The 22953-nt window shown below is 30.9% G+C and carries 20 protein-coding genes; 3 read left to right on the forward strand and 17 right to left on the reverse strand.

Features of this window, described 5'->3' with window-relative positions; translation table 11 throughout:
* Positions 1-9: 9 nt before the first annotated feature.
* The 6 genes from LGK97_RS16230 to LGK97_RS16255 form a co-directional block, all read right to left on the reverse strand.
* Positions 10-486: a V-type ATP synthase subunit K gene (locus LGK97_RS16230; RefSeq protein ID WP_226260797.1), complete on the reverse strand. Its 477-nt coding sequence runs from the start codon at positions 484-486 to the stop codon at positions 10-12.
* A gap of 13 nt (positions 487-499) precedes the next feature.
* Positions 500-2467, reverse strand: coding sequence for a V-type ATP synthase subunit I (locus LGK97_RS16235; protein WP_226260798.1), 1968 nt, complete (start codon positions 2465-2467; stop codon positions 500-502).
* Positions 2454-2780: an ATPase gene (locus LGK97_RS16240; protein WP_226260799.1), complete on the reverse strand. Its 327-nt coding sequence runs from the start codon at positions 2778-2780 to the stop codon at positions 2454-2456. Before LGK97_RS16240 ends, LGK97_RS16235 begins: the two co-directional genes overlap by 14 nt.
* A gap of 349 nt (positions 2781-3129) precedes the next feature.
* A complete protein-coding gene (locus LGK97_RS16245; protein WP_226260800.1) occupies positions 3130-4815 on the reverse strand; it encodes a B12-binding domain-containing radical SAM protein in 1686 nt (561 codons plus the stop codon).
* A complete protein-coding gene (locus LGK97_RS16250) occupies positions 4790-5329 on the reverse strand; it encodes a methyltransferase domain-containing protein (RefSeq protein WP_226260801.1) in 540 nt (179 codons plus the stop codon). The genes LGK97_RS16245 and LGK97_RS16250 overlap by 26 nt, the downstream gene beginning before the upstream one ends.
* A gap of 95 nt (positions 5330-5424) precedes the next feature.
* Positions 5425-6126 carry a zinc dependent phospholipase C family protein gene (locus tag LGK97_RS16255; RefSeq protein WP_226260802.1) on the reverse strand — a complete coding sequence of 234 codons (702 nt, stop codon included), beginning with the start codon at positions 6124-6126 and terminating at the stop codon, positions 5425-5427.
* A 260-nt stretch (positions 6127-6386) separates the two neighbouring features.
* Here LGK97_RS16255 and spoVB point away from each other — a divergent pair, with 260 nt between their 5' ends.
* A complete protein-coding gene (gene spoVB, locus LGK97_RS16260) occupies positions 6387-7898 on the forward strand; it encodes a stage V sporulation protein B (protein WP_226260803.1) in 1512 nt (503 codons plus the stop codon).
* 43 nt (positions 7899-7941) lie between these two features.
* On the opposite strand, the gene LGK97_RS16265 is transcribed toward spoVB, so the two are convergent.
* The 6 genes from LGK97_RS16265 to LGK97_RS16290 form a co-directional block, all read right to left on the reverse strand.
* Positions 7942-9576 (reverse strand): polysaccharide biosynthesis protein, encoded by a 1635-nt coding sequence (locus tag LGK97_RS16265; protein ID WP_226260804.1) that lies wholly within the window; start codon positions 9574-9576, stop codon positions 7942-7944.
* 11 nt (positions 9577-9587) lie between these two features.
* Entirely contained in the window at positions 9588-10541 is a 954-nt protein-coding gene (locus LGK97_RS16270; RefSeq protein WP_226260805.1) for an RluA family pseudouridine synthase, read from the reverse strand.
* Positions 10542-10676: 135 nt separating this feature from the next.
* Complete coding sequence (locus LGK97_RS16275; RefSeq protein ID WP_264175064.1) at positions 10677-11849, reverse strand: M20 metallopeptidase family protein; 1173 nt, start codon at positions 11847-11849, stop codon at positions 10677-10679.
* Between the two features lie 72 nt (positions 11850-11921).
* Positions 11922-14057: a cell division protein FtsA gene (locus LGK97_RS16280; RefSeq protein WP_226260806.1), complete on the reverse strand. Its 2136-nt coding sequence runs from the start codon at positions 14055-14057 to the stop codon at positions 11922-11924.
* Positions 14058-14206: 149 nt separating this feature from the next.
* Positions 14207-14350 (reverse strand): hypothetical protein, encoded by a 144-nt coding sequence (locus tag LGK97_RS16285; protein ID WP_226260807.1) that lies wholly within the window; start codon positions 14348-14350, stop codon positions 14207-14209.
* Positions 14351-14411: 61 nt separating this feature from the next.
* A complete protein-coding gene (locus LGK97_RS16290; protein WP_226260808.1) occupies positions 14412-16445 on the reverse strand; it encodes an ATP-dependent helicase in 2034 nt (677 codons plus the stop codon).
* 220 nt (positions 16446-16665) lie between these two features.
* On the opposite strand from LGK97_RS16290, the gene LGK97_RS16295 reads away from it, so the two are divergent.
* Together LGK97_RS16295 and LGK97_RS16300 are read left to right on the forward strand one after the other, a co-directional pair.
* Positions 16666-18144 carry a nicotinate phosphoribosyltransferase gene (locus LGK97_RS16295; RefSeq protein ID WP_226260809.1) on the forward strand — a complete coding sequence of 493 codons (1479 nt, stop codon included), beginning with the start codon at positions 16666-16668 and terminating at the stop codon, positions 18142-18144.
* Positions 18145-18190: 46 nt separating this feature from the next.
* Positions 18191-18550 (forward strand): hypothetical protein, encoded by a 360-nt coding sequence (locus LGK97_RS16300; protein WP_226260810.1) that lies wholly within the window; start codon positions 18191-18193, stop codon positions 18548-18550.
* Between the two features lie 93 nt (positions 18551-18643).
* Here the strand turns inward: LGK97_RS16300 and ndk are convergent, their stop codons facing one another.
* The 5 genes from ndk to LGK97_RS16325 form a co-directional block, all read right to left on the reverse strand.
* A complete protein-coding gene (gene ndk / locus LGK97_RS16305; protein WP_226260811.1) occupies positions 18644-19111 on the reverse strand; it encodes a nucleoside-diphosphate kinase in 468 nt (155 codons plus the stop codon).
* 133 nt (positions 19112-19244) lie between these two features.
* Positions 19245-19460 (reverse strand): hypothetical protein, encoded by a 216-nt coding sequence (locus LGK97_RS16310; RefSeq protein ID WP_226260812.1) that lies wholly within the window; start codon positions 19458-19460, stop codon positions 19245-19247.
* Between the two features lie 128 nt (positions 19461-19588).
* Positions 19589-20278, reverse strand: a complete 690-nt coding sequence (locus LGK97_RS16315; protein WP_226260813.1) for a DUF4430 domain-containing protein — start codon at positions 20276-20278, stop codon at positions 19589-19591.
* Positions 20279-20337: 59 nt separating this feature from the next.
* Positions 20338-22173, reverse strand: a complete 1836-nt coding sequence (locus LGK97_RS16320) for a DUF4430 domain-containing protein (RefSeq protein WP_226260814.1) — start codon at positions 22171-22173, stop codon at positions 20338-20340.
* Positions 22174-22223: 50 nt separating this feature from the next.
* Entirely contained in the window at positions 22224-22922 is a 699-nt protein-coding gene (locus LGK97_RS16325) for an ECF transporter S component (protein WP_226260815.1), read from the reverse strand.
* Positions 22923-22953: the final 31 nt, after the last annotated feature.

The raw sequence follows: 22953 nt of genomic DNA on the forward strand, positions 1-22953 counted from the left end.
GTTTTAAAATTAGAATGTCTTACTTACTAAGATTATTGAAACAACGAATGCTAAAATTGCATATGTTTCAACCATTGCTGCAAGTATTATAGCTTTTGTATTGTGTTCTGGGTTTTTAGCAAGTATTGCAATACCAGCTGCAGCTGTTTTAGCCTGAGCTATTGCTGAATATAATCCTACAAATGCTATTGGTAAACAAGCCATAAATAAGTATAATCCCAAATCTAAAGTCATACCCGTAGCTAATTTAGGTAATACCATTAGTCCTATAACGAAACCATAAAGACCTTGTGTACCTGGTAGTAATTGAAGAATAAGCGCTTTACCAAACTTTTCTGGTTCTTCAGTTGTAAGTCCTGCTGCCGCCATACCAACTATACCAACACCTTTTGCTGATCCTATTCCCGGTAAAATTACCGCTAAAGCCATACCTAGTGCAGCGAAAACATATCCGCCATTTGCTCCCATAAATTCCATAAGTGTCATAATTAATTCCTCCTTAAATTTGCTTTTCGTTTTGTACTATAATATATTGATTCTTTGGTTTAAATACTTTAAAGGCTTTTCCTCCACCTTCATAAAACTTACTAAAATATTCTACATATTGAAGTCTTGCACTATGAACATAAGCTCCCAATGCACTTAATAATAGGTTGAAGGTTTGTGCCCCAACAAATATAAATGCACCAAAGATAATGTTAAATGGAGATGGAATCATCTTAATAAGCATATTAAACGCTGTTGCAATAAATCCACCAGCAAGTCCAAGAGCCATAAGTCTTGAGTATGAAACCAAATCACCTATATAACTGGATATGCCATATAGACCATATAAACCTCCACCAAGCTTCCCACCAATACCTTTATTTTGTCTTCCTTGAGTTAAAACAAGTCCAACCATTCCAACTATCATTACCCATTTTCCTGCAGCACTTACTCCAGCACCTAGTTTTAAAATGCCTCCACCTATGAATAAAAATGCACCCGTTAATGATAGGTACCATGTTAAAACATCATAAATTGCATCCATTGGCTTTCCATCTCTTATTAATATATAACCCTTAACTCCAAGGCCAAAGTAAATTTGAAAGGCACCTATGGCAATTGATGCATATAATATTAACATTAGGTCTTTTGAAGGATTTATTAAACTATGCTCAGCGAGCCATGGAATTGCATCTCCAAAGAACCCCCCATAAACTGCTCCTGCAATCATTGTTGGTATACTAAGTAGTAAAAAGAACTTAGCAAACTTACGCTGACCTTCCTCTAAATTAAATTTCTTTAATGCAAGTGCTGTAGCTATGAACATTACTAATCCATACCCAACATCAGCTAGCATCATCCCAAAGAATACCATGTAAAAAGGTGTCATTACAGGTGTTGGATCTATTTCTGAATACTTAGGTAAGCTATACATTGATGTTAATGACTCAAAAGGTTCTACTAATCCATTATTCTTTAAAAGTATAGGTACATCATTATCATCCTTCGCAGCTTGTTCTAGTTCTAAATAAAAGTTTTCTTTAGTTATACCTTTTATTACAGTTTCTAGCTTTTCTACTGCTTCTGATTGTACCCATCCATTTATGAAAACTACACTTTCTGTTTTCAAGAAATTTTCACAAGCTGAAGCTTTTATATGTTTATTAGATAAATACTCATATGCTATTTTAAAATCTTCTAAATATTTGCAATCATCTTTGATTTGCTCATTTACTATTTCTTCTTCTTTTGAAATAGCCTCTAATCTTTTAGTGAAATCCTTTAATATCTGATTTGGAATTCCATCATATTTAAAACTGATTGCATTAAAGCTATTAAGTTTAAGTATCTCTTTGGCTTTATCTTCATAATCCTTATGTATTAAAGTAATTATATTAATTTCACCTTTTACTTCACTAATAACTTCTAAATATGAATATGGAATTTCATTTTCAAAGCTTTCTCTAAAGGTATCTTTAAAAGCTTTAGGAAGTGAACCCATTAGAAATATTGAAGAATTTAATGATTTTAATTCATCAAAAGAAGCATCTAATGATTTCCAAGGAGATAGCACTTCTATTTCTGAGTTAATTTTAGATTTTTCATTCTTCATTTGAATCATAGCATTATCTTTTTCTTTTAGCTTATTGTAATTCTCATTATAGTTTGATTTTTCAGCTAAAGTTTCTAACTCGGTGTAGCTTAGCAAACTTTTACCCTTTACTAAAGATTTTATCATACCTTCTTTTTCTACGTGTTTTGTCAATAGTTCAAGGGCAAACTTTATCTTTGCTAGTTCACCTTCCATGTAAGAAATTTTTTCACTTTCTGAATCTTTTACAAGTGATTGCAAATGTTCTTCCTCACACTCTTGCATGTTTACAAATTGAACATTTTCAAACTTATGAAGACTGTCTAATAAATCTTCTTTTTGTGATTCAAAGGCAAACAATGTAAACTTACTCATTTTAACTATTGCCATTAATTTTCACTATCCTCTCAACAACAGTTTTAACTGCTCTATCAAATCTTTCACTTTCTAAATTAATTATACTTTTTACCTCAGTTTTACCCTTTTCTAAAATAGGCTCACAGGCTTTTTTACCTTCTTCTTTAGCATTTTCAATAATCTTTTTAATTTCTTCTTTAGCAGAATTTAAAACTTCTTTATATTGACTTTCAGCCTCAAGCTCAGCCTTTTTAGATATATCCTTACTATCTAAAATTGCTTTATTGATAATATCCGCTGCTTGTTTCTCTACTTCTTTTATACTGTTTATCGCCTCTAATGCCAAAATATCACCACCTTCTTCTTAGACGGTACATTTAAATAAATGACAAGTTACTATTCTTATCACTTTTTCTATATACCTAACTAGATATATTTTTTTGCAATTCAACTCTTAATACTACAATTAATGACAATTAATAACAGATTATAACAAATATTTGTTATAATACTTAATGTAGTATTCATTACAACTTGATTATACTTATTTTTTGTATAAATTTCAACTGCTTTTTTAGAAAATCAACAAATATTCGTAATATTAAATTACCACACTAAGATAAAAACCATTATTAATGCACTTTGCAACCATTTTTATTTTTTTTTGAAATTTACTTATCTTACTCTTTCATATTCTAAAATACTATAGATGTTATATCCATTATATTATTCTCATCATTAATATCATAAATTAAATAATGAGGCTCTAAGCATACAGTAGAACTCTCTATATAGTCTAAAATACTAATCATAAATTTTTCAATATGAATATTATTCACATTATTTATAATGCTGGTTTGTAATAATTTTTCTTTAATGGTTCTTTCTATTTCTTTATTAGTTTCTCGATTCAAAAACTCTGGAAGCCACTTTTTTTTGTTATATTTAAGATAGTCATACTTAACAATTTCTTTAAGAGCAAAATTATCTTCTTTAAGTTTTTCCATATTAAACTCAATAAACACCTTATAATAATCTACAGAGGAGATGTTCCTACTTAAATATCCTTTTTCATAAAAAAATTGTCCTAGATCATAATAAAAATCAAAAGGTGTGTTAAATCTTTTCACAAAATACTTTAATATAGTATTGAACTTTTGAGAATTATAGTACTTATCTACCATTTCTTCCACTCTTTTTAAAATAATGATTTCCTCATAACTAATATCCTTAGTTTTCAAGACTTCATAAGGGGTATAGTTTGGGTAAACAATCCCCCATTTCTCTACTTCATCTTGCATAGGCGCACCTTTTAGTATTTTTAGGAATCCAAGTTGTATTTCATCTGGTTCTATGTCATACAGATCATTAAAAGATCTTTTAAAGGATTCAAAATTTTCTCCTGGAAGTCCTGCAATTAGATCTAAATGTTGCATTATATTTCCATGCTTCTTTAAAGTCATAACTTGCTTTTTAATATCTTCAAAAACCACAAATCTATTTATATTTTTTAACACTTCATTGTTTGTAGTCTGCACCCCTATCTCAAACTGAAATCTACCCTTTTGTGCCTTTTCTAAAAGCTTAAGCTGCTTATCACTTAATATATCTGCTGAGATTTCAAAATGAAAAACAGTTTCAGTATCTAGACTCATTAAGTATTCCCAAATCCCCATGGCAAATTCATCACTACAATTAAAGGTTCTGTCTACAAACTTAATAAGTCTTACCTTTTTATCTATTAAAAACTTTAAATCCCTCTTAACTCTTTCAAGTTCCATGAACCTAACTCCTCGTATAGTTGAAGATAGGCAATATTTACAGTTGAAAGGGCACCCTCTTGATGATTCAAAATATACTATTTTGTTATTTAAATCATCATCAATGGTATATGGGAACACAACCTTATTTAAATCCATAAGTTTCCTTTTACCGCCATAAAAAATTTCATTATTTTCTTTGCAATATAAGCCTTCAATATCCTTAAGGTTTCTATTATTTATTACACATTCTATAAATTCTCTGAAGGTCTCTTCACCTTCTCCCTCAATTAGATAATCTGCCAAACTATCTTTTAAGTATTTTTCACTATCAAAGGATACTTCCGGACCTCCAAATAACAATTTTATATTATTATCTATAAGTTTGATTGATTCAGATACTTGTTTAACATAATCTTTGTTCCATATATAACAAGAAAAAACCACCATATCAGCCTTTTCTGCCATTATTTCTTGAACAATTCTCTCCACTCTATCGTTTATGGAAAACTCTTTTATAAAACAATTATAATCTAAATCCTTCGTAAATGCTTTTAAATACCTAATTGCAAGGTTACTATGTGTAAACCTAGAATTAACTCCCACTAATAATACTTTCATCTTCTGTTTTTCCTCTCCTTTTGCATTCCATGTAGTAAATATCATCTGAATTTTTCATGGTTAAAACTTCAAAATAAGGTTGTAAAATTTTCATTGTATTTTCTTTAGAGCTGTCTTTCAATACATTTAAGTCCTTTATACATATTTGCTTTGTACTTTTATCCGGCAATAAAATCTTTATTTTTGAATTAAAGCTTTTAGCAAAGCCTTTATCTATATCCCATATATATAGAAGTCCATCAATTTTTAAAAATCTATATATATCTTGTATCAATTTATTTTTGTTATGTGTAAGTTTTATATCACTTAAAGTAAGAAATAGTGCACAACTGTCATATTCATTTTCTTTTATTCTTATCTTCTCCTCTTTGCCCTCTATATACTCCAAATTGCTATATTCATCAGTATGCTGCTTGTAAATGTTATATATAATCCCATGGTTAGAAAAACCTATATCTAATAAATTCCCTTTGAAGATTTGCTTCTCTAAATTTATAAAAGCCTCCTTTTTCAATTATTGCCTCCTCACCAAGTTTTTTTATTTCACTTGTTTTACTTCTTTTGTAATTTATTCTGCAAAAACAAAATAATCCCTTTAAAATAAAGGAATTATTTCTTAATATCATTATAAAAGTTTAACATAAGACCTGCAGTAGTCTTTTGTGCTCTTTGCACTATAAGAGTAGATATCTTCTTATATCTATCTTCCTTGTCTTGGATATTTGCGTAAGCAATATAAGTTTCATTAGCAAATAGTGCATTATTTTTTATATAATCTTTGATGTCTTCATGCTCTATTATTTCATTGAGGATAGGAAAAGAATAATCACTCATTAGTTTGCTTATAATCCAAAGTTCAAAGTTCCTGTGACTTTTAAGCAATTTATTGTTTACATGTTGTGGCACTGTGGCATCCTGCACTAAATGGCATGCTGCACCAAAATAAAATAATCCTTGTTTTATATCCCCAGCTTCCACAAACCTCAAAGCAGTTTTATAATATTTCCCGAATTCAGTTAATGCATTGGAAAATCCATAGAGCCCTGTGCCCTTAAGATGATGATAAAAATGATTTGAGCTTTTAAAATCTTGGTCTGCCCAAGTGACTCCATTATTTAGTTCTTTTATATATCCTTTATAAAAACTATTAACCTCACTATATCCCTCATTTTTCAATATTTCTATAGATTGAATATTTATAAACTTATGAACTATACAATGAGTTTTCATAATCCTTTTTTTAATTGGATTTACTGTTACCATTAAACCTTTTAAGGTTTTTCCATAGGTTGTTTCGAATTCTTTTTTCAAGCTGTTCACCTCTCAATTTAGTATAGTTAATTATACTTCTAAAACGTATTCAACTGTGTATAATGTTATTTAATATATTCTATACCTTTCTACTAAAACAAACAACTATGCTAACTATAAAAGTTATCACAACTACTAATAAATAGCAAGTGCCTCTTTATACTTTTTTATCATCCTTATAGAATATAATCAGGTCTCTTCACATACTAATTATTAATAACTGTTATCTAACCACAGGGAAGAATAAGGAGGGTCCTTTTATGATTAAAGATAATTTCTATAGAGACTCAATAATACTCACCGTTTCAAATTTAACCGGTGGTGTATTAAGGTTTATGTTTTCAATTTTACTCTCAAAAAAATTAGGTGCGGAGGGCATGGGATTATACAGCCTAGTAATGCCAATCTATGATCTGTTTATTTGCCTTATTTGCGGTGGAATGGTAACTGCTATTTCAAAAGAAGCCTCCTCTTATCATGGAATAAACGACTTTGCTAATTTAGAAAAATCTGTACACACTTCCTTAGTCTTTGATTTTCTATGGGCTATAATAGTAACACTTTTTGTATTTCTTTTTTCACCTTTCATCAGTACATATATAATAAAAGACCAAAGAACACTATATTCTCTTTGGGTTATTTGCCCCGCTTTAATCTTTGTTGCTCTTTCATCTATATATAAGGGTTATTTCTATGGTATTTCAAATGTTAAAGTTCCTGCAATAATAGATATAGTTGAAAAAACTGTAAGAATGGTCATAATACTTGGAATTATAAATTTCTTTGCATTAAAAAATGTAACCACTACTGTAACTGCCACATATATATCATTATCAATTGGAGAACTTATAAGCTTTATCCTCTTGTTTGCTTACTATAAAAAAAGTAAAAATAAATTTAAGGTAACCACTAAAAAAACTGAGGGAAGAGCTCAACTTTTGTTTAATGTCCTTGTTGTTTCATTTCCCCTATGCTTAAATGGTTTTTTAACCACTGGAATCTCTGCATTATCCACATTAATTGTCCCAAGGCGGCTAGTATATGCAGGAATAGAGTATAGTGAAGCTTTATCCCTAATAGGTAAGTTTTCTGGTATGGCAATGAGCATAGTATTCTTCCCCTTTATTATAGTAATGTCCATGGCAACTATTTTAACCCCAGACATTTCTAAAAGTATTAGTAAAAAAGATTATAATGCTTTGAATAATAGGGTAATGGAGGTTATAAAAATCTCATTTTTACTAGGAATCTCAACAATGATAATATGTTTATGCTCTGGGGACTCTTTGGGAAAACTATTTTTTGATAGATATGACTTAGGCATTTACATACGCCTTGTTGCTATAAGTGCCCCTTTCATGTACATGTCTGGTTCAACCTTCGGAATATTAAACGGCCTTGGAAAACAAAAATCTCTTTTAATAAACTCTATAATAACTTCCGTACTTCAACTTATATTGTTGTATATATTATTAGGTATTCCAAGTATAAATATTTTAGGTTATGGTATAACTCTCTTTATAAGTTCTATGGTAAGCTTCATATTAAATATTATTATAATCAAAAAAAATTGTTATATACAATTTTCCATGGTAGAAATTATAATTGATATATGTCTTAGCATACTCTTATACTTTATATTGAAAATTTTAGATAACACTATACCAAATTCTATTTTTGTAACTAAAAATATAGTTATTATCATTACTGGCTTCTCTTTATTACTATTTTCTCTTTTGATTTCAAAAAAAACAAACAAGTCTAATGCTTAATATAGCGTTAGACTTGCTTAACTTTCTTCACTTCTTTAAATTTCTATCTAATTATATTTAAAATAGAATTAGGTATAAGCTTGGTAATCTTGCTTGGTAATACCTCTAAATCAGCTTTAGATATACCACCAATAAGCACTAATATTAAGAAATAGGTTACTATGGCAAAACCTATGGAAATTAGTACAGCAACACCATTAGCAAAATATCCTTCTTTAATAAAACTTAATATGAAATCAAAGTTACCGTATATTAACTTTGCCACAACTGCCATAACACCTGAAGCTATTATAGGTTTAATTGCATGTTTAGATAGTTTAATTTTAACCCTCAATACTTTGTTTATAGTAATGCTGTTCAATATTAAGGGGATTGCAAAACTCACTCCATTAGCCAAAACCGCACCTAATATATTAAAACTTGGAATGGCTACAAAAATATAATTAATAATTATCTTTCCTATGAGTCCAAGTACCGCATAAAAAGTAACTAAGTAAAGCTTACCTAGCCCTTGAAGTATTGAGGTTTGAATACTAACAACAGCCATGAGTATTATAACCACAGATCCATACCTAAGCAATCTTGAAACATCAGTCTCGTAATGAATTAAATGTACTATAGGTTTAGCTAAAACTGAAAGTCCAACTGCGGAAGGCACAGACACTAAAAAACATAGCCTAAAAGCATAGTTAATCTTTTCCCTTACTGCTTTTTTATCCTTTAATGCCACTAAGCTAGATATAGATGGTAAAATAGCTACTGCTAAAGCTGAAACAATAGCTATAGGCACACCTACAAGTGTAGTATATTTTGCTAGCATACCCCATAAAATATCAACTTGCACTTTGTCAACTCCAGAATATGCCATCCTAGACTTAACTAAGAACAAATCTATTAATAATCCCGATTGCTGAAGTCCTACACAAACTGTCATTGGGACAGAATAACTTAATAGTTTTTTTACTAATTTTTTAGTTGTAAACACTCTTGTAATACTCTTATTGTATCCTTTAGGAACTCTAAAAACCTTATTTTTTTCATACATATTAATCATATATATTACTGCAATTAGTGCTCCTACAGACGTTCCAATGGTTCCCCCTGCAGCACCTGCTGCTATACCATACTTCACAAAGATTGCAGCGAAAATCAAACTAAATATTGTATTTGCAATTTGCTCAAGCACCTGTGACACCGCAGTAGGAGTCATATTCCCTCTTCCTTGAAAATAACCCCTGTAAGCTGACAATACAGATGATATTAAAATTGTTGGTGAAAGAGCCATAATTGCGAGTTTTGCTGAAGCACTATTAGTTGAATTGGCAAGTGGTGCCGCAAAAACAAGCATTAACAAAGACATAATAATACCTAATATTAGCAGTAGTCCTCTAGCTATTTTAAAAGTCTTTACTGCATCTTTGTAATTTCCCGTAGCTATAAGTTCTGAAATCATTTTAGAAATTGCCACTGGAATACCTGCATTAGTTAAAACATACATGTACACAAATATATTGTATGCTGATGCATATACACCATACCCTTGCCCTTCCCCTCCTAATATTTTGTTTAAAAAAGGCACATAAAGCAAGGATATAAGCTTAACCATAAAACTTGCTGCAGATAATATGGCAAAGCCTTTTGTGGTAGATTGTTTATTTGAATTTATTTCTTGATCCATTTAAAACACCTCTAAAATTTAAATACATCCTTTTTGATCTTTTTAAATACTGGTGGTAAACTCTCTGCAACGGTTTTATTCTCCATATAAGCTAGTTCCTCTGGACAATTTTTAAATGTTGCCTTATATGCATATAAATATTGGTAGTTCAGACCATATTTATTAGTGAAGAAACTATTGATTTTTTTATCTCCATATTTAGCATCACCTACAATAGCATGACCTAATTGACTTAAATGAGCGCGAAGTTGATGGCTTCTTCCTGTCAAAAGATTAATGTCTATTAACGAAAACGTACCACAACTTTCTATGTTTTTAACTTCCATAGCAATTTTTTTTGTGTCTGGCATTTCTACGTTATATACCTGAGATATGTTAGCATCCTCATTTTTATGTATATATCCTTCATAAATTCCATCTTTAATTCTTCCTCTTACTAAGGCCATATAAAACTTTTCAACATTTCTTTCTCTTATCATTTCATTTAAAGCTTTAAGCGCTTGAAAATTCTTACCAAACATAACTATACCTGAAGTATTTCTGTCTAGTCTATTACAAGGTGCTGGCGTAAAAGTTATTTCATTTTCTGGCCTGTAATCTCCCTTGTCAAACAAATAAGAAAGTACATAATCTGTTAAAGTAGGATCTCCATCCTTTTGGTCAGCATGAACTAAAACTCCTGGCCATTTTTCTACCATTAATATATTAGAATCCTCAAAGGTTATTTTTAATTTATTTTCAATCCTCTTAAACTCTTCTTTTTTAACATCACTGGTAATATACTTTGTTTCAACGATATCCCCTTCTACTAAAGAATGTTTTTCATTGATTTTGTTACCATTAACTCTAATATCACCTTTTCTAAAAGCTTTATATATTCTGCTTAGTGGCACATCCCCAAGTACTTTTCTCATGAATTTATCTGTTCTTTGTCCTGCTTCATTTGCTCCAATTTCTATCCTCATAAATACCTCCTAGTTCTTTTATCTATAGTTTTTATATCTAATGACGAATTCCGTACATAATCTAATTTACATTATAATAAATCAACTTACACTATTAAAAAATCACATCAAACATCAATTATATACTAATATGCATCATAAGTTCAATAAAAATTCAAAAGCAAGCTTGCATTGCATAGCTACCCCTACAGATAAACAGCTCTCATCTATGTCAAATAAACTTCCATGGGCAGGATTCACTATAGCTTTTTCCTTGTTTCCACTGCCTAAAAAATAAAATAGCGATGATCTTTCATTTGCAAAATAAGCAAAACTTTCCACTCCCATAGTAGGTGTATCTAGTTTATAAACATTACTTTCTCCAATGACTTCTTTTGCCTTGCTTTCAAACATATCTGATAGCTTATCATTGTTATAAAGACAGGGATAACTTTCTTCTATATTAATCTCACACTTCCCTCTCATGGAGCTTACCGTTCCCTCTACTACTTCTATTAATCTAGTCTTTATGTATTCCCTATGTTCACTTTTCATAGTCCTAATAATCCCCGATATTATTACTTCCTCTGGGATGATGTTTTGAGCTGTCCCTCCATGAATGGAGCCTATGGTAATTACTGCAGCATCTGTGGGTGGAATTTCTCTACTTACAATGTTTTGAAGCGATATAATAACATTGCTGGCTATTACAATAGGATCAATTGTCATGTGTGGACTTGCACCATGGCCTCCTCTACCTATTATCTTTATGGTAAAAGGATTTGATGCTGCATAGGCATTACCTCTTTTCAAACCAACAGTTCCTGCCTCAAGCCACTCTTCTACATGCAAGCCAATAACAGCATCCACAGTGGGGTTTTCAAGTACTCCCTCTTTAATCATTATTGATGCACCACCAGTTGTTTCTTCTGCTGGTTCAAAAAATAGTTTAATGTTACCTGGAATTTCATCTTTCATGCTGTTTAGTATTTTAGCAGTGCCTAAAAGTATAGTAGTGTGAGCATCATGTCCACAGGCATGCATTTTGCCATTAACTTTTGAGGAGTAACTACATATTTTCCTATCTTGCAGTGGAAGTGCATCCATATCTGCTCTTAAAGCAACTGTTTTTGTACCATTGCCACGAATAATAGCACAAATCCCAGTTTTCGCTACCTCATAAAACTCAATACCTTCCTTTGATAAAAAATCTTTTACCTTTTGAGAAGTCCTAAATAAGTCAAAACCCAGTTCAGGGTTCTCATGAAGATCACGCCTTATTTTAACTAATTCATCCTGAAGATTTTCTGCCATATTTAAAAAATCCATTATATTCACCTCTTTACAATAAAGTCTTTTCAAAATAACCAATCTATTTTCTCTTATTTCAAAACGCTAAAATTACTTTTCCCAATATATCGAAGCTATATCACCATTTTTAAGAGTCTGATGATAGCTAGCTTTGTCGCCATTTAGCATTAGTATTAAACTTCCCTTTGAAACAGACAAATCAAAATCTATATAATCAAATATATCTAAAAACACATATTTTTCTTTATTTGCAAGAGTTACAACTTTCTTATTAACCTCAATATAAACCTCAGTTTTAGCTTCGGTGCTTATCTTAGGTACATTTATGCTAATCTTATCAGGTGCCTGAGTAGTATGATCTGATTCAATACCAATACCCTCTAGTTCATCTTCAGCATCTATGTGTGTTTCTATTTTGAAGTTCTGCTGATTTTCAGTGTATTCTCCCTGAATTTCTTCTTCCTCCACTTTAGCCTTTTCAATTTTTGCATTTACTTTATATATTCTATCCCCTTCTTGTATAACATAATCCTTTGGAAGCTCCTTATTATCAATTATGAAAGTTAAACCTTCTGATTTATTATCAAAATACTTTACGTACTCTTCAATTGTAGCAGGGAATTTTATATTAACATCATCATCTTCTTTTATTACAGTGTTTATTTCAGTTCTTATATTATTTATAAATGGAACAGGTTCAATATTTTGAATTATATCTTGCAAATAAAAACTCACAGTTTGGATACTTCTTACAAAATCCATAACCTTAGGTTCTGCATTTTTACCATCTTTACTGAAAATAGTCTCAATTATATCCCCTTCTTTTACCTCAGAATCAATATTAGAAAGCTTTTCATTTATTTTAATTTGTGCACCTTTAGCTAAACTTCCAAAAGCCACTCGTCCTATTCCATTAACTGTAAACCTTATATTGCGTCCATTCTTACCAATCAGTATTTTAGGATTTATACCAGCTTGAACCATTACATCCATAACCGTATGTTTATTTGCATTAAATAGACTTATAATCTTATCATTTATAGTTACGTCAATAAAATCATGTCCCATTCTCTTTATTGATATAAGTGCAATACCTAAAACCGTAACTCCAATGCTTCCGAGTTCAGCATTACATATACAGTCAACCACTGCTTCGCGACCTTTAATTGCAATCCTTTGTATTGGCAAATTTAAAATCTTAGCAATAGTTTCTTTAATAAAAGGAGTATGAGCTCCCCCACCTACTAAAAATACTGCATTAGGGGCTTTCCCTCCATTTAATTCAATTATCTTTTTCCCAATTTCTTCTGAAATTTTCATAACCACAGGATTAATTACTTTTAATACTTCCTCTGGCGATATTTCATTTTCAAAGCCTAATACATCTATATACCCAATATTATCTTCTCCGCTACATTGCTTTTTAATCTTTTCAGCAGTGTTAAAATCAACTAAAAAAGCCTGTGATATTATTTCAGTTACCTCATCCCCTGCTGTTGGCACCATACCATATGCACTTATGCTATCATTACTACTAATGGCAATATCCGAAGTACCTGCACCAATATCCACCAAGGCTAAATTTAGTAATCGCAAACTTTGAGGAACTACAGCTTCCATAGCTGCTATTGGCTCTAATGTTAGACTTATAACTGAAAGACCTGCCTTGCTCATTACAGCATAAAGACTATCTATTACTGATCGTGGAAGGAAGGTAGCTATAATTTCTACTGCAATTTTTTCTCCTTTGTGAGAATTCAGATTTGAGATTATGTATCCATTTAAATAGTAACTTTTCACACTATATCCTACACAATAAAGCTTTCCTTGTGTAGACTTATTAATTTCATCTTCTGCCATTTTAACTGCAGTAAGCTCTAAACTTCTAATTGCTTCTCTATCAATTTCCTTTTCTGCATCCACTTCAATTTCAGACTTCACCTCCGTGGTCCTTAAAAATCTTCCAGCAGCAGCAATGGCTACTTTAGTTAAAGAAACATTTAAGCTAGTCTCTAATTCTTTTTTTACCTTTTTTACTCCACTAGCTACCAATTGAATATCATGAATTTGACCATCAATCATAGCCCTTTCTTCATGTTCTTTATAACTTTCAGCAATAACCTGAAATTTCTTATCTACAATCTTTCCAACTGTACCTATTATAGATCTTGTTCCTATATCTAAAGCAAAAATCAATTCCTCTACGTTAACATTTGTGATCTCCATTTTTATACCTCTTCTCAGAAAATTATTCGGCCCATAAATAAGTACTAAGCCAAAGATGATGTTTGTTTTTATGTACACTAAGCTCATATTCACAGAATATGAGCTTAGTGTAATTATATAACATTACATGGAAACATTCAACGAAACTACTATTTATGTTTTCCTTTTTTCTTCATTTTAAGATTTCCTTTTCTAGCAATAGATTCAGTAGGCTTATCCTTTGAAGTTGCCTTAACAGCTTTAGCCTTTTCTATAGACGTATTAACAGAGTTTTTACCTTTTGGAAGTGTCACAATAAATCCCTCCTTATATTATAAACTCACTAGAAAACAAATTATTTAACAAAATTAAGCATTACACTTTTGATATTAAAGAATTGTTGTATAATACATTAGTATCAAATTTCCTTGTAATTCCACCCTCAAAGCTTAAATCCAAATCTTTACTTGTAATAGAAATAACTTTTCCCTTGCCAAAGCTTTTATGGATAACCGTATCCCCTTCTTTAAAAGGTAAGTCCGTTTGGTAACCACCTATAACATTGCACTCCTTAATAAATCGTGAGGTTTCTTTAACCTTTCCTTTCACATTTTTAGAAATGCATAGCCACACATTATCAACAGCTCTTGTAATTCCTACATAAAATAATCGTCTTTCTTCTTCTAGGTTTTTATCTATGCTATTTACATGAGGTATATTTTCCTCGTTACAATTAATAAGGTATACATTTTTAAACTCCATTCCCTTTACCCCATGGATCGTACTGAGTATTACTGCATCCTCATCTGTGTTTTTCTTATGTTTACTAATCTCTTCCTTAACCTGCTCCACATGGGCTAGAAACGCTATTATAGAGTTATATCCTTCTATCGCTTGTCTAAACTCGTCAATAACATCCTCCATCTCACCTAGGTCAATCTTAAACTTACTACAATATTCCTTAATATAGTCATGGTAGCCTATGCTTAAAACTATATTATCTATTGCACTTTTCAATGAAATCTTATTTAAAGCATGAATATCTTTTTTTAATTTATCTAGCATTTTCATTTGAAACACAGGTACCCCTTCAATTTCCTTTACCATTTCAAAGCAGTCTTCCTTTACAGAATTTCGCCTTAAATTATCTAAATTCACTTTGCTTATATATCTAAAGGGTTTATTAATTATTTTAAGGAAGCTATCTTTATCACTTTTATCAATGCTTAGCCTTAAATATGCGATTATATCTTTGCAAATAAAATGTTGAAAGAAATCATATTCTTTATCTAAAAGCCTAAAAGGTATCTTTTTTCTAATAAAAACATCTATTAAACTTCTACATTCTACGTTTGTTCTATACAATATGGCATTATCTCTATAATTTTTATCAAAGGTTTCCATACGATTTAGTATTATGCAACTAATTTCCTCTGCTTGAGAGTTTTCATTTACATTATTAAGTATTGCAATACCGCCATCTTGCTCTTTAAAAGCTGTTATATGTTTTTCATTTCTCATGGTGTTGTTCTTTATAACATTCATGGATATCTCCACTATATTCTTTGGACATCTATAATTCGTGGATAATGGTAACTTATCCCCGCCCTTAAAATGCTCTGAAAACTCAACCATGCATTCAGGCTTTGACCCTCTAAAACCATAAATGCATTGGTCCTCGTCTCCCACTGCGAAAATAGAATTTTCCTCATTTAATAGCCTTAGTATCTCTACTTGCATGGCATCACAATCCTGGAATTCATCAACTAAAATATGCTTAAATAAATCTCTATACCCCATAAGCATTTTGTAATCTTTTATAAATAAATCCCTACAACCTATTTGAAGATCATCAAAATCAAATAAGTTCTTTTCCTTTCTGTACTGCTCATAAATATTATAAGCTGCCAAAAATATACCTTTATCGATACTTGGAGAGAACTTCTCAATTGTTGCACCACTTGTTTTAAATACAGAAATGTTATTTATGACTTCCTTTACTTTTTCATCACTTACTTCATCTAGATAAGACATTAACACATTCTTTATAAGTTTATAAACATCAAGTGTATCAATTATATTTATCTCTCCATAATAATTTTTCAGAATCTTATAAAACAAACTATGGAATGTACCAAAGAATGGAACGTTTGCCCTTCCATTTATAGCAATATATCTGTTTTTCATATTAATAGCAGCAGCTTTTGTAAAAGTAATTACAATAATATTACTTGGGCTAAAATTTAGCTCATTTATTAAATGAACTATCCTGTTAACAATAACTACGGTCTTACCTGATCCCGGTCCTGCTGTAACCAATAAATTTCTTCTTTCTGAAAAAACTGCATCCTTTTGTTCTTTGCTTAATTTTGAATTTATCCTACTACTTTTTACTACTTTATTATTCATCTTGTATTTTATCTCCGCTTTCATCCATCTTTTAAAATTGTTCTGGTATTATGTTTATAAAACTAATTATATACTATAGTTTATCACTATTTTGCCCTAAATTGCTCATATATTATCTTTATACCCAAAATTCTATTGAAATAATCCTATGTAACCATTAAACTGTAATTATGTTATAATTCTATTAAACAATATAATTAAATTTCAAAGGGGAAAAATTATGGAGCAGACAAAAGATTTTAACGTACGTAATGAAAGAAACCTTACTATGCTTGTAGATTTTTATGAATTAACTATGGCAAATGGTTATCTTGATAATAATGTTCAGGATAAAGTTGCTTACTTTGATATGTTTTTTAGACGAATACCTGACGGTGGCGGATATTGTATAATGGCTGGTGTACAACAATTAATTGAATATCTTTCAAATTTAAAATTTACAAATGATGATGTACAATACTTAAGAAGCAAAGGGATTTTCTCAGAAGAATTTATGGATTACTTAACAAATTTTAAATTTTCATGTGATGTGTGGGCAATACCAGAAGGTAATCCTGTTTTTCCTGGAGAACCCTTAGTTATAGTCAAAGGACCTGTTATGCAGGCTCAATTTATTGAAACAATGACTTTACTAACTATAAATCATCAAACTTTAATAGCTACTAAAGCAAGTAGAATATGTAGAGCAGCTAAAGGTAGACCTGTAATGGAATTTGGATCTAGACGTGCTCAAGGCTATGATGGTGCTGTATATGGTGCTCGTGCTGCTGTTATTGGTGGTTGTATTGGAACTGCCTGCACCATAGCTGAAGAGATGTTTGGCATTCCAGCTTCAGGTACCATGGCTCACAGCTGGATACAACTTTTCGATACAGAATACGATTCCTTTAAAGCTTGGGCCAAAACTTATCCTGATAACTGTATGCTACTTATAGATACATATAACGTTCTGCGTTCTGGCGTTCCAAATGCTATAAGGGTGTTTGATGAGGTACTTAAACCTATGGGAAAAAGACCTAAGGGAGTCCGAATAGATAGTGGTGATATTACATACCTCACAAAAAAAGTTAGAATAATGCTAGATGAAGCTGGCTATGAAGATGTTAAAATCACAATTTCCAATTCCTTAGATGAATACATAATAAGAGGAGTTTTGGAAAATGGAGCACAAGTTGATAGCTTTGGTGTAGGTGAAAGACTTATTACTGCAAGATCTGAGCCTGTGTTTGGTGGTGTTTATAAACTCGTTGCTGTTGAAACAGATGGAGAAATAGTACCAAAAATTAAAATCAGTGAAAATGAAGAAAAAATCACAAATCCTGCTTTTAAAAAGTTATATAGGATTTTTGATAAAACATCACATAAGGCAATTGTGGATTTGATTTCCTTACACGATGAGGTAATTGATGAGAGTAAACCTCTTGAAATATTTAATCCAGTTTATACTTGGAAAAAGAAAAAGCTTAAAAATTACTATGCAAAAGAGCTTATGGTTAAAATATTTGAAAATGGTGAGCCAATTTATGAGTCTCCCACAGTTATGGAAATTAAAGCGTATTCTAAACGTGAAGTGTCTAAATTGTGGCCAGAGGTTTTAAGACTTGAAAATCCTCATGCATATTATGTAGATCTTTCTTCTAATCTATGGAACCTAAAGCAAGGATTACTAAATCATTATTCTGAAATCTTTGCAGAATAGCAAGTAGCTAATTGTTATTTCTCTCTGATGAATGTTAGGAGGAATTATGGAACAACCTTTAAAAATCAAACTTTCAAATATTGCTCATGATGAGCTTATAAAAATGCTTAAACTTAATAACACTTATGATAGTGTAAGGCTTTTGTATGTAAGCGGTTGTTGTAAAACTGCAAAAGTTGATATTTATTTAGACAACTTTAAAACAGGAGACATTAAAAGTAATATTGGCGATTTAAACGTATTATATGATGAAACTCTTTTAAGTAAGATTAAAGAACTAACAATAGCTTATAGTGATTCTAGATTTTGGATTAAAACAATATTACCAGAAGGCAATAAGTCACATTGTTCAAGTTCCGAAAAAAAATCTTGTAGTGGTTGCTCTGGGAATTGTGGTTCACATTAGTCATAAGCAAATATACTAGATAATTAATTCTTATTTAAAAATGCTAAATTTAGAAGAGCTAACCAAAATTTTGGTTAGCTCTTCTAATTTCAATTATACATTTATTAATGGACCATCAGTTTTTATAAATAAATTTACCGCGTTATTATCCTCTTGTGAAAGTTCTGGAAACCAAATCATAATTTCACGATGTGCACTTTCAACATTATCAGAGGCATGGACTAAATTACGAGTTCTATCTAGTGCATATTGTCCTCTTATACTACCAAGTTCAGCTTTCGTTGGGTCCTTATCTCCATTGATTTTACGTACTACATCAATGGCCTTTTCACCCATTAAAATCATTGCACAGATTTTACCTTCAGTAACATAACTTATTAATTCCTTAAAGAATTCCTTTCCTTCATGTTCAGCGTAGTGTTTTTTAGCAATGTCATTTGTAGCTGTAATCATTTTAAGTGCAACAATCTCAAGTGATTTCTCCTCATAATGACTAATAATTTTCCCAATAAGTTCTCTTTTAACTCCATCTGGTTTAATTAAAACTAAGGTTCTTTCCATTTAAATTCACTTCCTTGATATGTATTATTACAATCACACCAAAATAAATAACAAGATCTATGCTGTTTATACATTTCAGTGCACTTAGATTATATCCTATTATTACATATAATACACAACCATATAAGAACCTCTACGAATAATTCTCTTTGTATAGCATTCTTAATGGGGAGGTTTTGTCCTCATTAAATAAATCATAATTAGAAATATCTTTAATAGTGAAAGGTTTAAAGTTCTTTAATTCAACAAATGGACATTTATCCTCATTATCTACCCATTTATATAATGCACACTCCTTAAAACATTCTACTTCTTCTTCTATAGTTGTTAGAAAAGGACACTGTGACATCTTATACCACCTCACTCCCATAATGTGCTACTAGAGTAACAATATTACCCATGATAACATTATAAGACATTTTAGTAACAAATTGAAGTGTTTTTTAAAATTTTATATATAAACATACAATTACAATCTTAATTATTAACGCCATCCTTTAAGTATTTCCACTCAACCACATCGCCTGGATTTAGTTTATAAGCCCCGCAACTTACACTTGACTTAACTCCATTTACATAATAACACCATCCACTTAAAGGCCCTGCATCTCTAGCTTTAAGGCTATCAATCATTGTAAAATAGACTGCCTCTCCTCTTCCTGTTGCCCTATAATTTATACCCTTATTATCTAGCTCACTAAGTGTAATCTGACCTACTGTTTTACCCTGGGTATTTACATATATAGATAAAATAGTTTTATCAGTTATATCATCCTTAACTATAAAATTAGGCTCTTTTTTAGCTTCAGGTACCTTTACAACTGGTGGCTTAGGCACCTCTTTTACAGGAGTTACACTCTCTGGAGTGGGAACCTTTTCCACTGTAGTTTTCGCATCTTTTTTTACCTCTACTACCTTTTCCTTATCAGTTACTGGTGTGCTTTCAACCCCTGTTGTAGGAGTCTTAGTAGTTTTAGGAATCTCAGCATTTCCTTCTACTATTATATCTTGTTTTTGAGCAACTTCTGTTGGTTTTTGGACTAACTCCTTTTGCTTCGCTACTACATTATCTTTATTAATATACTTATCTTGAACAACTTTAGAAATACTTAATAACCCTATGCTTACAAATATAACTACAACCATAAGCAATATCTTCTTTTTCACTTAATAACCTCTTTTCTATTGATACACTAATATTTAATTAATACTTAGTAAATAATTTGTTATTTTTCAATTTTAAGCTTTCTTAAATACAAAGTTCCAACTGCCATAAATAATAGCCCTACCATCACAATTACATTTGTATCAGCAAAAGATCCTGTCTGAGGTAACTTATCAGTGCCTAAATCCACTGCAGCTTTACCGTTATCAGTAGTTGTAGTATCTTTCAAAGCGAAAACTGGTAAGTTCTTTGAGTTAATATTACTGGAATAAAAATTGTATTTCCCTGATGTTTTATATTCTTTTATAGCTATTAGTGTCCTTAGTGACTGTTCTGTGGAAGTATAATTTAATGTTAAATCCTCTACTAAGTGTTTAAATCCGCCATCCTTAGACTTAAAGGATAATAGTGCTGATACCAAATCACCTTTAGTTTTAGTAAATACTTCTCCCTCTGGGTTTATTCCAAGAGATGTAAGTCCTAATATAACAAAAGCTGTTGTTTCACTAGCGACTCCATATTGACTAACACTATATCCACTTTCATTTTGCAATTTAGACAAAGTTTCAACTGCAGCATCTATTGAAGTTTTAACCTCTGGTTTTGTATTATAAAATTCTGAAAGAGCATTTATAGCTGCTCCTGTCATATCCGGATCAATTTTATCTCCATAGTATGTCCATCCTACTAACTTATTTCCATCTTGCTCGTAAGTTAACTTGGATTCTAATATAATATTAGCCAACTTATCTTTTGTTACTTTATAATCCTCTTTTATATTGGCATAATTATAAGTAAAGATTCCAAACACTGCGTCATTAATTAAAAATGTGCTTATATCTCTATTAAGCAATTCTGAAACTAAATTATGTCCCTGGAAATTATAAGGTGTATATCCTGCCGCCGTAAGTCCCATAATCAATTTTTCCATATCTGTATTGCTTATATCTTTCACTCCATTAGCCTTAATATCCTCTATGCTTTCATTTAAAAAAGTAGTGTCTACCTTTTCACCTAACTTGTTTAAACTCATTACAGACCAAGCATTAAGTCCCTTTGACTTTATAACTGATACTGAGCTATTAATTGCATCTGTTATTTCTTTTGGTATTTTAGTGTTATCTACATTTTCACTTCCATTACTTCCATTACTTCCATTACTTCCATTATTATTTTCAGCTGGATTTTCATCTGCACCTATAGTGAATTTTATTTCATCATAAACTACTTTTGGAGACCCATCTACTTTAAAATCACTTAACGTAAGAATATGAGCTCCCTCTTTTAGTCCTGCTTTAAGAGTAATCTTATTTTCTACAACAACCACGTCTACTCCATCAATTTTAGCCTTTATTCCATTGATAGGTTGTATAACTTGCGCTCCTGTTGTCCAGTCTTTGTATGTATTATTTAAACTTATAGTTAATTCCTTATTTGCTTCCTTTGTTGAATACTCAATTTTATTTGAGTTTAACGTTCCCATGTCACCATAATAGAAAATAAGCTTATCCCCATTTTGTAATGTGGCACCATCAATGCCTGTGTTAATATCTTCATAATTATTATTTCTACTAATTGCATATGACCATCCATCATATCCGCCAAACTTACCAGACTTTACTCCATTAACTTCTGAAATAAATTTTCCATATTGTCCATCCGTTGCAACCATAGATATACTATTCTTATCTAAAACATCTTTTAAGGCCTCGAAAGCATTTGCTTTACTTGATGTTCCTACTGTAATCACTTTATCGAAGCTTTGTACTTGCACTGCAACTTCAAAATTATTTTCTGCTGCCTTTACCATTGTGCTAGTTCCTGTAAATATCTGCCCTATAAGAAAAATTAGTACTAAGGCCATTGTATAACCCTTGTTTTTTATGGATTTTATCATGATCTTTCCTCCTCGAATTTTTAAATATATATTTTAATATTTTTTACATATTATTTTTTAATGTCTTTAATATACGTAATTTCTAATCTACTTTTAAATCTAGTTAGTACTTTGTAGAAGCTTTCATAAAAAATCATGGCAAAAATAAAATTTCCCACTGCATGCATTACATCTGCAGTAATACTAGTAAGATAGACGGTTAACACACCTTTAAAGCTAATTGGATCTACAATCACAAGTACTGACCATAAGTTCATTATCCAATCAAAAAGAAATCCATATAGAAAACATATAATTGCAAACTTTTCTACAGAAAGCTTTTTACCTCTTTTACCTATTAATCCTGAAATTGCCCCCACAATACCCCAGGCTAGCATCTGCCAAGGAGTATATGGCCCTTGACCAAGAAAAATGTTTGAAATAAATGCTGCTGTACTTCCAACCAAGAATCCCTCGTAAACTCCAAATACAAGTCCAGATAATGCAACTAAAAACGTGGTAGGCTGAACGTTTAATATGGCTGCAAAGGGTATTCTGCTAACTGCTGCAAATACACTTAAAGTTGCTATAACTGCTATTTCTTTAGTACCCATAGAGCTTTTTTCAAAATAGAAATAGCTTAAAAAAATTATTAAAAACACTGCTAAGGTCACACTTAAAGACATATTAATATAATTATTGTATCTTATCCCTAGCACTACCAATAATAGTGGAATTAAAAATGTTAGATACATAGTAACTTTTTTCACTATTTCACCTTCAAACTAAGTTTATTTTTTC

It is taken from the genome of Clostridium sp. CS001, from assembly GCF_020443565.1.
Lineage (GTDB): Bacteria > Bacillota > Clostridia > Clostridiales > Clostridiaceae > Clostridium_AD.

Coding starts and splice junctions, on each gene's coding strand:
- LGK97_RS16230 (WP_226260797.1), bottom strand. CDS start 486: ATGACACTTATGGAATTTATGGGAGCAAATGGCGGATATGTTTTCGCT.
- LGK97_RS16235 (WP_226260798.1), bottom strand. CDS start 2,467: ATGGCAATAGTTAAAATGAGTAAGTTTACATTGTTTGCCTTTGAATCA.
- LGK97_RS16245 (WP_226260800.1), bottom strand. CDS start 4,815: ATGAAAGTATTATTAGTGGGAGTTAATTCTAGGTTTACACATAGTAAC.
- spoVB (WP_226260803.1), top strand. CDS start 6,387: ATGATTAAAGATAATTTCTATAGAGACTCAATAATACTCACCGTTTCA.
- LGK97_RS16265 (WP_226260804.1), bottom strand. CDS start 9,576: ATGGATCAAGAAATAAATTCAAATAAACAATCTACCACAAAAGGCTTT.
- LGK97_RS16270 (WP_226260805.1), bottom strand. CDS start 10,541: ATGAGGATAGAAATTGGAGCAAATGAAGCAGGACAAAGAACAGATAAA.
- LGK97_RS16275 (WP_264175064.1), bottom strand. CDS start 11,849: ATGGATTTTTTAAATATGGCAGAAAATCTTCAGGATGAATTAGTTAAA.
- LGK97_RS16280 (WP_226260806.1), bottom strand. CDS start 14,057: ATGGAGATCACAAATGTTAACGTAGAGGAATTGATTTTTGCTTTAGAT.
- LGK97_RS16290 (WP_226260808.1), bottom strand. CDS start 16,445: ATGAATAATAAAGTAGTAAAAAGTAGTAGGATAAATTCAAAATTAAGC.
- LGK97_RS16295 (WP_226260809.1), top strand. CDS start 16,666: ATGGAGCAGACAAAAGATTTTAACGTACGTAATGAAAGAAACCTTACT.
- LGK97_RS16300 (WP_226260810.1), top strand. CDS start 18,191: ATGGAACAACCTTTAAAAATCAAACTTTCAAATATTGCTCATGATGAG.
- ndk (WP_226260811.1), bottom strand. CDS start 19,111: ATGGAAAGAACCTTAGTTTTAATTAAACCAGATGGAGTTAAAAGAGAA.
- LGK97_RS16310 (WP_226260812.1), bottom strand. CDS start 19,460: ATGTCACAGTGTCCTTTTCTAACAACTATAGAAGAAGAAGTAGAATGT.
- LGK97_RS16320 (WP_226260814.1), bottom strand. CDS start 22,173: ATGATAAAATCCATAAAAAACAAGGGTTATACAATGGCCTTAGTACTA.